General features: G+C 51.0%; 11 protein-coding genes, 1 other RNA gene and 1 pseudogene. 9 read left to right on the forward strand and 4 right to left on the reverse strand.

The window, feature by feature from the left end; translation table 11 throughout:
• Both VIN66_RS07935 and VIN66_RS07940 read left to right on the forward strand, forming a co-directional pair.
• Positions 1 to 697, forward strand: a 697-nt coding sequence (locus VIN66_RS07935; RefSeq protein ID WP_331923476.1) for a glycoside hydrolase family 88/105 protein, incomplete at its 5' end; no start/stop codon positions are given.
• A gap of 54 nt (positions 698 to 751) precedes the next feature.
• Positions 752 to 1,510 carry a rhamnogalacturonan acetylesterase gene (locus tag VIN66_RS07940; RefSeq protein ID WP_331923477.1) on the forward strand — a complete coding sequence of 253 codons (759 nt, stop codon included), beginning with the start codon at positions 752 to 754 and terminating at the stop codon, positions 1,508 to 1,510.
• 255 nt (positions 1,511 to 1,765) lie between these two features.
• On the opposite strand, the gene grpE is transcribed toward VIN66_RS07940, so the two are convergent.
• Positions 1,766 to 2,338, reverse strand: a complete 573-nt coding sequence (grpE, locus tag VIN66_RS07945; RefSeq protein ID WP_331923478.1) for a nucleotide exchange factor GrpE — start codon at positions 2,336 to 2,338, stop codon at positions 1,766 to 1,768.
• Between the two features lie 30 nt (positions 2,339 to 2,368).
• Positions 2,369 to 3,400, reverse strand: a complete 1,032-nt coding sequence (hrcA, locus tag VIN66_RS07950; protein ID WP_331923479.1) for a heat-inducible transcriptional repressor HrcA — start codon at positions 3,398 to 3,400, stop codon at positions 2,369 to 2,371.
• 127 nt (positions 3,401 to 3,527) lie between these two features.
• Between hrcA and nadK the strand changes: the two genes are divergently transcribed.
• The 3 genes from nadK to VIN66_RS07965 all read left to right on the forward strand — a co-directional run bounded on the left by nadK (position 3,528) and on the right by VIN66_RS07965 (position 6,596).
• The gene (gene nadK / locus VIN66_RS07955; RefSeq protein ID WP_134057416.1) at positions 3,528 to 4,409 is read left to right on the forward strand and encodes an NAD(+) kinase; all 882 of its coding nucleotides are present in this window, start codon (positions 3,528 to 3,530) and stop codon (positions 4,407 to 4,409) included.
• Positions 4,410 to 4,504: 95 nt separating this feature from the next.
• Complete coding sequence (gene recN / locus VIN66_RS07960; RefSeq protein ID WP_331923480.1) at positions 4,505 to 6,178, forward strand: DNA repair protein RecN; 1,674 nt, start codon at positions 4,505 to 4,507, stop codon at positions 6,176 to 6,178.
• A 67-nt stretch (positions 6,179 to 6,245) separates the two neighbouring features.
• Positions 6,246 to 6,596: an outer membrane protein assembly factor BamE gene (locus tag VIN66_RS07965; protein ID WP_273022988.1), complete on the forward strand. Its 351-nt coding sequence runs from the start codon at positions 6,246 to 6,248 to the stop codon at positions 6,594 to 6,596.
• A 59-nt stretch (positions 6,597 to 6,655) separates the two neighbouring features.
• On the opposite strand, the gene VIN66_RS07970 is transcribed toward VIN66_RS07965, so the two are convergent.
• Together VIN66_RS07970 and VIN66_RS07975 are read right to left on the reverse strand one after the other, a co-directional pair.
• Entirely contained in the window at positions 6,656 to 7,003 is a 348-nt protein-coding gene (locus tag VIN66_RS07970; RefSeq protein ID WP_226767523.1) for an RnfH family protein, read from the reverse strand.
• Entirely contained in the window at positions 6,996 to 7,439 is a 444-nt protein-coding gene (locus tag VIN66_RS07975; protein ID WP_331923481.1) for a type II toxin-antitoxin system RatA family toxin, read from the reverse strand. The genes VIN66_RS07970 and VIN66_RS07975 overlap by 8 nt, the downstream gene beginning before the upstream one ends.
• Positions 7,440 to 7,545: 106 nt before the next feature.
• Between VIN66_RS07975 and smpB the strand changes: the two genes are divergently transcribed.
• The 4 genes and pseudogenes from smpB to VIN66_RS07995 all read left to right on the forward strand — a co-directional run.
• Positions 7,546 to 8,028 carry an SsrA-binding protein SmpB gene (gene smpB / locus VIN66_RS07980; RefSeq protein ID WP_134057427.1) on the forward strand — a complete coding sequence of 161 codons (483 nt, stop codon included), beginning with the start codon at positions 7,546 to 7,548 and terminating at the stop codon, positions 8,026 to 8,028.
• 142 nt (positions 8,029 to 8,170) lie between these two features.
• Positions 8,171 to 8,531: a transfer-messenger RNA gene (ssrA, locus tag VIN66_RS07985) on the forward strand.
• 250 nt (positions 8,532 to 8,781) lie between these two features.
• Positions 8,782 to 9,939: a DUF748 domain-containing protein gene (locus tag VIN66_RS07990; RefSeq protein WP_331923482.1), complete on the forward strand. Its 1,158-nt coding sequence runs from the start codon at positions 8,782 to 8,784 to the stop codon at positions 9,937 to 9,939.
• A 31-nt stretch (positions 9,940 to 9,970) separates the two neighbouring features.
• A pseudogene (locus VIN66_RS07995) lies at positions 9,971 to 10,274 on the forward strand (hypothetical protein); the annotation flags it as partial.

A 10,274-nucleotide genomic window follows, 5' to 3' on the forward strand; every position in this document is an offset into this window, starting at 1 on the left:
TATGGGTATGCCGTTTCTGGCTAATTACACCACAGCGTTTGAACAAGGCCACGCGCTGGATGAAGTGGTAAAAGAATTTACCATCAGCCGGGCCAAACTGCGTGACCCGGCAACCGGGCTTTACTACCACGGCTGGGACGAAGCTAAAGCACAAAACTGGGCGGATAAAGACACCGGTTTGGCCAGCCAGTTCTGGGGCCGCGGCTTAGGCTGGCTGGCGATGGCATTGGTTGATGTGCTCGACACCTTACCCGCAGATCAGACTGCGCTGCGTCAGCCGCTGCTCGATATGACTGCAGAACTGGCTGAAGCGCTGGTAAAAGTGCAGGATGCCGAAACCGGCGTCTGGTATCAGATCCTGGATAAGCCTAGCGCGACCGGCAATTATCTGGAATCTTCCGGCAGCAGCATGTTTGCCTACTTCTTTGCCAAAGGCGTGAATAACGGTTACCTGGACACACGCTATAAAGATACAGCGATTAAAGCCTATCAGGGCCTGGTAAACGAATTTGTTCTGGTGCATACGGATAACAGTGTCAGCCTGACCAATACCTGCCAGGTCGCCGGCCTGGGCTTTGGCCGCGATGGCAGCTACCGCTATTACATGAGCGAACCGGTGATCCGTAACGATGCCAAAGCCAACGGCCCATTTATTATGGCCGGCGTACAAGTTGCGCGCTTACTCTCTGCTAACTGATTTCTTCCGGTGTATTCGGCCGGCATTTGCCGGCCATTTTTTTAAAGGAACAGCATGCGCTTACTACTTTCTTTGTTTCTAACCGGCCTGAGCCTGATATTGCCAGCTCAGGCGCAACAGCCTTCAACCGTTACACTACATCTGGTCGGCGACTCGACTATGTCGGATAAACCTAACCTGGCTTACCCAGAGCGCGGTTGGGGCCAATTGCTGCCAGAGTTTTTATTACCGCAGCTTAAGGTAGTAAACCATGCCGCCAATGGCCGTAGCACACGCCGTTTTTTAAAAGAAGGCCGCTGGCAGCTGCTGCTAAGTGAACTGGCTAAAGGTGATTATGTCTTGATCCAATTTGGTCACAACGACTCGAAACAGTCTGATCCCGAGCGCTTTGCCGACGCTGATACCGACTATCAGCGTTTTCTGAAGCAGTTTATTACCGAGGTGCAGGCAAAAGGCGCTACGCCTATACTGGCCAGCTCTATTTGTCGGCGTAATTTTGCCGCAGACGGCACCCTTAAGCACGATTTGGCCGACTACGCGAACGCGGCAGCCAAAGTTGCTACAGAAACACAGGTAAGCTTTTTTGATTTGCAGCGGTTAAGCTGCGATTTCTGGCAACAGATGGGCCTAGCAGACAGCCAGCCATATTTTATTCAGGTACCTGCCGGTTTGTATCAGAAGTTTCCGGATGGTAAAACCGACAATACCCACCTGACCTTACAGGGCGCAAGCCGGATAGCGCAGTTTTTTGTGCAGGAGTTAAAACGTCAGCAGCATCCGCTGGCAAACTATGTTTACCGCGAGCTGTTATAGCCGTCGAATTTACCTGATGAACCAGCGATACCGGTTTGTCCTAAGCTAACCGTTGGAGCCCCGGACGGGCGGACAAATTCGTCAGGAACGAATTTGAACAGCTTCGCTGCCCAATAGGGGAAACTTCATGGATGAAGTTTATAAACGAGCCCCCAGGGATGGGTTCACGGCGTGTTAGCGTGGATAAACCGATTGTAGCGGGACTGCATGCAAACCTGCCTATACGACAGGTTTGCCCAGTCAGATTATGCCGGATTACTCTGGCGCTTTTGATACACCGACCATCGCCGGGCGCAGCAGGCGGCCATTTAACTCATAGCCTTTTTGCATCACGAAAGTTACGGTATTTGGCGCCACATCGGCAGACGGCTGAATGCTCATTGCCTCATGCAATTCAGGGTTAAACGGCTGGCCTTGCGGATCAATCTGGTTTACGCCGAATTTGGCGACGGTATCCAGGAAGCTTTTCAGCGTCAATTCTACGCCTTCAATCACGCCTTTTAACGCTTCATCTTCGCGGTTAATAAAGCCCAGCGCGCGCTCTAAGTTATCGACGACCGGCAGCAAGTCACCGGCAAACTTTTCCAGCGCAAACTTGTGTGCTTTTTCAACATCCAGGCTGGCGCGGCGGCGGATATTTTCAGATTCAGCCTTAATGCGCAGCATCACATCCTGTTGCTCTGCAACCTGTGCTTTGGCTTCAGCCAGTTCAGCTTCTAATTTTGCGATAATGGCCTGCTCACCGGATAACTCAACGGTATCAGCGTGCTCGTTGGTTTGAGCGGTTTGTTCAGTGGTATTGTCGTTAGGCTGTTGTTGCTCAGTCATGCGTTACTACTCCCAAATTAAGTAGGTGTATTATGGGGATGCTTGGCGCCGATTCAAGTTTAAATTTAACTGACGGGCGCAAGCGTCCACCAGTGGAATTAATCTGGCGTAGTTCATGCGCCGGGGGCCGAGTAAGGCGATAAAACGTTTTGGTTGGATCTGATAACGCTGGGCAATGACACTGACATTGGCCAACTCAACAAAGCCCGACTCTTTGCCCAGCAACAACTTAGGCTGATCGTCCTGCGTCACCGATTGTAATAACTGCACGAGCCCGTCGGGCCGCTCCAGCATCTGCATCACCTGCTGCAATGCCGGGTTTTGCTGATATTCCGGCGTTAACAGCAACTGGTGCTGACCATAAATTAATGGCTGATGTTGCTGCAGTTCATCTAAACTGAGCTGCCCTAACACTTTTTGCAGCAGCTGCTGACACAATGCGGTTTCACCGCGCACTATGACCCCGAGCCGCTCAATACCATCCTGCCACTGGCCGCCACCGCCAAGCGCGGCATTCAGTAAACACAACACCCGGCTCAAAGTGCTGTTATCAATAGCTGACTCGCAGTGCAGTACCCGGTGCAGAATATCGCCATCTTCATCTATTACCACCAGTAGTAAACGGTCGCTGGCAAGACGCACCAGGTCAATTTGCCGCACAATACGGCCATCGGCTTTGGGCGCACTGACAATAGCAACAAAGCCTGTCAGGTTCGTCAGCAACTGACCGACCTGCTGGCACAACAATGACACCGGTAGCTGCGGCACCAGCTTGCGCTGCAGCTCATTATTCCAGAAACCTGACAACGGCTGCAGCTGCAGCATTTTATCAATGAATAGCCTGATACCCGCTGTTGTCGGTATTCTGCCGGCAGATGTATGTGGCGAGCGGATAAAGCCCTGCTGTTCCAGCAGCATCATGGTATTTCGCACCGTTGCAGAACTGACAGCTAACTGGGCGTTATCGGCCAGCGCCTTCGACGACACCGGCTGACCATCCAGCAAATACTGCTCTACGATTAGCTTTAAAATCAGCTCAGGTCTGCTCAGGGTTAGGGTCATGCGCCATGCTCACTTCAATACTGTACTCGGATATGGGGGCTTAAGCTGGCAATTCAAGCTGAAAACGGCGCTAGTGTCTGCTGGCAGCTGTCGTTATACTGCAGTAACGCTTTGAAAGGAAACCGCTATGCAACACGCCTTTACTACTGTTGGCCTGATTGGCAAACCCCACCATCAGGGTGCAAACAACACTCTGATGGCACTGTATGCTTTTTTACAGCAACAGGGGCTGAAAATCTACGTTGAAGAGCGGGTAGCAGAATCACTGAATATCGCCGGTGTAGAAGTGCTGGATCTGGTCGAACTGGGCAAAAAATGTGACCTGGCAATAGTAGTAGGCGGCGATGGTAATATGCTGGGCGCAGCACGGGTGCTGGCACGCTTCGATGTGGCAGTGCTTGGTGTAAACCGCGGTAACCTCGGCTTTTTAACCGACCTGGCACCAGAGAGCTTTCAGCAGCCGCTATCTGAAGTACTGGCCGGCAACTTTGTCACCGAAAAGCGCAACCTGCTGGAAATCTCTGTGCACCGTCACGGTGCTATCAAAAGCAGCAACAGCGCAGTAAACGAAGCCGTACTGCATGCCGACAAAGTCGCGCATATGATTGAATTTGAAGCCTATATCAATAATGAGTTTGTTTACAGCCAGCGCTCTGATGGCCTTATCGTCAGTACGCCGACGGGGTCCACTGCCTACTCGCTATCCGGTGGCGGCCCTATCTTAACCCCCGATCTCGACGCCGTTACACTGGTGCCGATGTTTCCACACACGCTAAGCAGCCGGCCGCTGGTTGTCTCAGGCAACAGTGAAATTCGCCTCAAAGTAGCAAGCACTAACGATGCACACTTACAGATCAGCTGCGACAGCCACGTGATACTGGCGGTGATGCCGGGTGATGATATTTATATCCGTAAACATCCGACACCACTGCGCCTGGTGCACCCGCCGGGTTATAGCTATTTTCACGTACTGCGCAACAAGCTGGGCTGGGGCAGCAAACTTTATTAACGCCCCCCTTGCCAGCACCGGTTTTACTGTATAAAGTTACTGTATAAATAACCACTGTTTTTTATATCAGTAACTTTATTACACCGGAGCAACGCATGCTGTGTCATCTGCATATCAGTAATTTTGCTATTGTTCGCGCGCTGGAAATCGACTGGGCCAGCGGCATGTCTACAATTACCGGCGAAACCGGTGCCGGTAAATCTATTGCCATTGATGCCCTGTCGTTGTGTCTGGGAGAACGGGCAGATGCCGGTGTGGTGCGCCCGGGCGCAGATAAAGCTGATATTGTCGCCAGTTTTGATATCAGTAAGTTAACCGGTGCGCAGCAGTGGCTGGCCGAGCAGGATTTAGCCATGGGCCACGAATGTATCGTACGCCGGGTAGTCAGCAACGAGGGCCGTTCGCGCGGCTATATTAACGGGGTGCAGGTACCAGCCCAGCAGCTGAAAGCTTTAGGCCAGCACTTACTCAGCATTCATGGCCAGCACGCGCATCAGCAATTATTAAAGCAGGATTACCAGCGCCAGCTGCTGGATGCTTTTGCCGCCAATAGCACCACCCGTGAAGCAACGCGCAGTGCCTGGCGGGGTTGGCAGCAACTGCAGCGCGAGTACAGTGACTTACAGCAATCACAGCAGCAACGCGATGCCCAGCGCCAACTGCTGGAATATCAGGTGGCAGAACTGGACAACTTTGCCCCGCTGGATAACGAATACCCGCAACTGGAAGCCGAGCATAGCCGCTTAAGCCATGGCAATACCCTGCTGAGTCAAAGCCAGCAGTGCCTGCAGCTGATGTATGACGATGAGCAACAAAACATTTATCAGGCATTGTCTGTGGTCAGCGCCCAGCTGGATCAGCTGACCGCGCTGGACCCGGCACTTGGCAATATTACCCAGATGGTCAACGATGCGCTGGTACAAACCGAAGAAGCCAGCCGGGAACTGCGCCGCTACGCCGATAAGGTCGAGCTGGACCCGGAGCGCCTGGCGCAGGTGGACGAACGGTTAAGCCAATGGCTAAACCTGGCGCGTAAACATCAGGTAACTAACGAAGAGCTACCGGCATTGCATCAGCAACTGGCGGAGCAATTGGCCGCGCTGACCGGTAATGACAAACGCCTGCAACAGCTGTCAGCAGATATTCAGCAGGCCGAGCAGCATTATATGGCACAAGCCCAGCAATTAAGCCAGCAGCGCCAGCAGGCGGCAGAGGTGCTGAGCAATAAGATCAGCGCCAGCATGCACGAACTGAGCATGGCCAATGCCCGCTTTGCCATAGTGCTGCAACAACTGGGGGCCGAACAGGCCAGCGCTAACGGTATTGATAGCGTGGAATTTCAGGTATCAACCAACCCGGGCCAGCCGTTGCAGGCGCTGCATAAAGTGGCATCGGGCGGTGAATTATCCCGTATCAGCCTGGCAATACAGGTGATCCTGGCGGATAAAATTACCACGCCTACGCTGATTTTCGACGAAGTGGATGTGGGTATCAGCGGCCCGGTCGCGGCCGGTGTTGGGCGTTTATTGCGCCAGCTCGGGGAGTCTACGCAGATTATTTGCGTTACGCACTTACCGCAGGTTGCCAGTCAGGGCCATCAGCAATTGTTTGTTGAAAAATACACCGATGGCCAGGCGACAGAAACGCGGATGCGCCAGCTGAGTGACGATGACAGAATAAGCGAAATCGCCCGCTTACTGGCCGGTGAAAACATCAGTGCCAGTGCACTGGCTAACGCACGCGAACTTTTGTGCGCACCGGCAGTCTGAAAGAAGGTTTTTCACCGCGCCAATCATAGGGTATGATGAGGCCATTATGTTTAAGCAGAAGTGACAGATGAAAGCAGTAATTCAGACTTTAGTACTGGTAGCAGGTTTAGTTGGTTTAAGTGCCTGTAGCAGTTGGGTGTATCGGATTGATATTCCACAGGGCAACTTTTTAGAGCAGAAAGATATCGACAAACTGCGCGTTGCGATGACCAAAGAGCAGGTGAAGTTTGTACTGGGCACACCTGTTGCCAGCAATGCCTTTGATAACGACACCTGGCATTACTTTTATGCCCTGAAAAGCGGTAACGGTAACCATTTTGAGAAACAGCTGATTGTCGAGTTTAAAGACAACAAGCTGCAGGATATTAAAGGCGATTTTGATAAGTCAGCCGATTTTAATACACCGCTGGATATTTAATACAGCACAGCCTGATATCTCATCAAACATGACAATGAAGCCAGCGGAAGCTGGCTTTTTTATTCGCTGCTGGCTTTAACATCATGCGGCCGGCCACCGGTTACTTTGTCTGCCCGGCCTTCTTCTTTTGCCTTTTCAGCCCGGCGCCGGCGTAAATCTTTCGGGTCAGCAATCAGTGGCCGGTAAATTTCTATCCTGTCGCCTGCTTTTACCCTGTCATCCAGTTTAACCGGCCGGCTCCAGATACCTACTTTCTGGCTGTTAAGGTCTATTTCGCTGAACTGCTGCAAAATACCGCTTAGCTCGATGATTTGCTGCACACTGCTATCAGGTGACACATTAACGGTTAGCAAACTCTGCCGTTCCGGCAGGGCGTATGCCACTTCTACAGTAATAAAATCAGCCATGCTGGTCTCCGTATACCTGCTTTGCCCGCTGGGTAAAGGCATTAACCATGGAGGCAGTAAGCTCAGAAAAAATTTTACCAAAGGCAAACTGTACCAGTTTGCTGGAAAACTCAAACTCCAGCTTTAAGATTACCTTACAGGCAGTCTCACTTAATGGCTGAAACTCCCAGCCACCGCTTAAGCGTTTAAATGGCCCATCCACCAGTTGCATACCAATGCGTTGGTACGGCAGTAATGTATTGCGGGTGGTAAAACTATGGCCAATGCCGGCCTTGGAAACGGTCAATGATGCCACCATCTCAGTATCAGACTGACTGATAATACGGGCAGAGGTACAACCGGGCAAAAACTGAGGGTAGTCAGGTATAGCGTTGACTAAGTCAAACATCTGCTGTGCACTATAAAAAACCAGCGCACTGCGCTCAATTTGTGGCATACTCTCTCCCCTTTAAACTCGCCGCCGATTGTAACAGATTAATGCGCTGCAACAAGGCTTGAGCCACTGCCGACACCCAAAACAGAGCTGCGATAAATAACAGATTATGAGTAAAAAACAAGCAAACAAAAATAAGAACGGTACCATAGCGCAAAACCGTAAAGCGCGGCATGAGTACTTTCTGGAAGACCGCTACGAAGCCGGTGTAGCCCTGCAGGGCTGGGAGCTGAAGAGTATTCGCGAGGGCAAGGTCAACTTGTCTGACTCTTACGTTATTTTGCACCACGGCGAAGCCTTTTTGCTCGGTGCACAAATTCAGCCATTAAACAGCGCCTCAACCCACGTGGTATGTGACCCAGAGCGCAGCCGTAAATTACTGCTGCACAAACGCGAGCTTAATAAGCTGATTGGCTTAAAAGAACGCGAAGGCTATACGCTGGTTGCCACCGCTATGTACTGGAAAGCCTGCTGGGTAAAACTGGAATTCCATTTGGCCAAGGGTAAGAAAAGCTTTGATAAGCGTGACGATATTAAAGACAGAGACTGGTCACGCGAAAAAGAACGGATGATGAAGCACTCTAAACGCTGAGTGCCCTTGAAACTTTAACGGCGTAACCCCATCTAAGGTTATGTCGTTAAAATGTGCTATCAGACAATGCTAGCTTGTGTAACCACAGTGAGCTGCGTACAATAGCCAAACACTGAAGTGTAAGTGTAACACCACAGAATTCGGGGCTGATTCTGGATTCGACGGGATTCACGAACTCTTAGGTGCATGCCGAGGTGAGGTAGGCCTCGTAAAAAAGCCTCAATTAAATAGTCGCAAACGACGAAACTTACGCAATCGCTGCCTAATAAGCAGTAGATAGCTCTTCCCCTCACGCATGCCTGTAAGCTGAGACTCTGGAAGATCACCCCTAACAGGATCGCGTCGCGTCTTCGCCTGGAGACAAAACGTTAAAACCAATCAGGCTCGCCCGACGATAGCCTGCCATTCGGCGCTCATAGGGTTAACTAAATGAATGTGCTAAGCATGTAGTACCGACGATGTAGGTTTTTCGGACGCGGGTTCAACTCCCGCCAGCTCCACCACCTAGCAAAGGCCAGCAGCAATGCTGGCCTTTTGTTTTTCTGCCTGGCTGGCACTATGTCAGTTTTACATAGCCGGTGAGTAAGAATAGCCTACTGCCACAATGCTTTGGCGCTCGCCCCAGCCCAACCTTAAACAAAACCCCTAAATTTCAAAAACTTACGTTAATAATACAACTGGAACGATCTTTGCTGCGTAGTCTGAATAAGCTGCAAGCCAATAGCGGCGCATTAGTCAGGGCATAACAACAGCATGACATTAACCAAACCGGTCAAAATAACCATCGCCATTTTACTGCTTTTACTGGTAGCGCGCATTGCTGCGCCTGAAGCCATGGTGTGGTACGTCAATTCACTGCTGCAGCGCCAGCAGGGCATTAGCGGCCATGTGCAGGATATCGATTTAGCACTGTGGCGTGGCGGTTACGATATTAAGCAAGTTGAAATTTTTCAGCACAATGACAAAGGTAAGCTGCCACTGTTTTCTGCCGAGCGCCTGAGTTTACAGCTGTCGTGGGCCAAGCTGTTAAAGGGTGAAATTGTTACCACTATGGCATTTTATAAACCGGTGATCATGGCGCTGGACCGCACTGATCAAACCGATATTACCGAAGATGCCGTACTGGATGAGCGCACCTGGATTGGCCTGGCAAATGATTTAACGTTGTTTTCGATTGATAAACTGTCACTGTACGATGGCCGTATTGAGTTTAACGCCATTGCCAAAGATGTACTGGGTGAGCTGATTTTAAGCGAGGTACAGGGCGAGGTGCGTAATTTACATAATGATGCCGAGTCTGAGCTGCTGACGGATATAAATCTGGAAGGTACCGTAGGTGGCAGCGCGCCGTTTTTTATCCGCGGCAAGTTTAACCCTAATGTGCCCAAGCCCAGTTTTGACATCAATATGCAAATGGAAAAGCTACCCACCAAAGTAACTGATAGCATTGTAAAAATTTATGCCCCTTTTGATGTTGAAGCCGGTGAGTTTGAACTGGCAGCCGAACTGGCCAGCGATAACGGCCAGGTGAACGGTTATGTTAAGGCTGGTATTTATCAGCTTGAAGTGTTCTCCTGGAAAGAAGACGTTGTTAACGATGTGATAAAAGGTGACGACAACCCGTTGCAGCTGTTTATTGAAGCACTTTCGGCGGCGCTGGCCGAGTTGTTTGAAAATCGTGATGAGAAACTGATAGCCACACGGATACCGGTACAGGGCGATATCAGCTCCCCGGATAGCTCAGTGCTAAAAGCCATAGGCGGGTTGTTCTACAACGCTTTTATAAAGGCTTACCAGATGCGGGTGGAAGATATTATTGATTTCACGTCAGTGACAGCTGACGAGAAAGACAACGCCAGAGCTGATAACAGCGATAAAGAAGCTGATGCAGATAAACAGAATAAACACTAGATGCGGCTAACCAGCTGCGTTGGAGTAATCTATGACATCTAATACCACGCTTAGCCTGCTGTTACTATTGCTGTTAAGCGGCTGCGCCAGCCAGCCCCAGACACCGCCTGCTGATACCCCAGCCCCGGCAACCAGTAGCCAGAACGCTGACAATAGCACCAACGCTGGGCTTTCAGCTGCCGAACAGCTTAGCAGCGGCAAAACCGCCACTATTGAAACCTCGCAGGGCCGTATCGAAATTGAGCCCACCGTAGTCGATATGGCCGATCGCAGCCAGGTTACCGGCGACAGCACCGAGCAGCAATACAACGACCCGCTGGAGGGTTGGAACCGCG

It is taken from the genome of Rheinheimera sp. (assembly GCF_036568245.1).
In the GTDB taxonomy this organism is placed as follows: Bacteria; Pseudomonadota; Gammaproteobacteria; order Enterobacterales; family Alteromonadaceae; genus Alishewanella.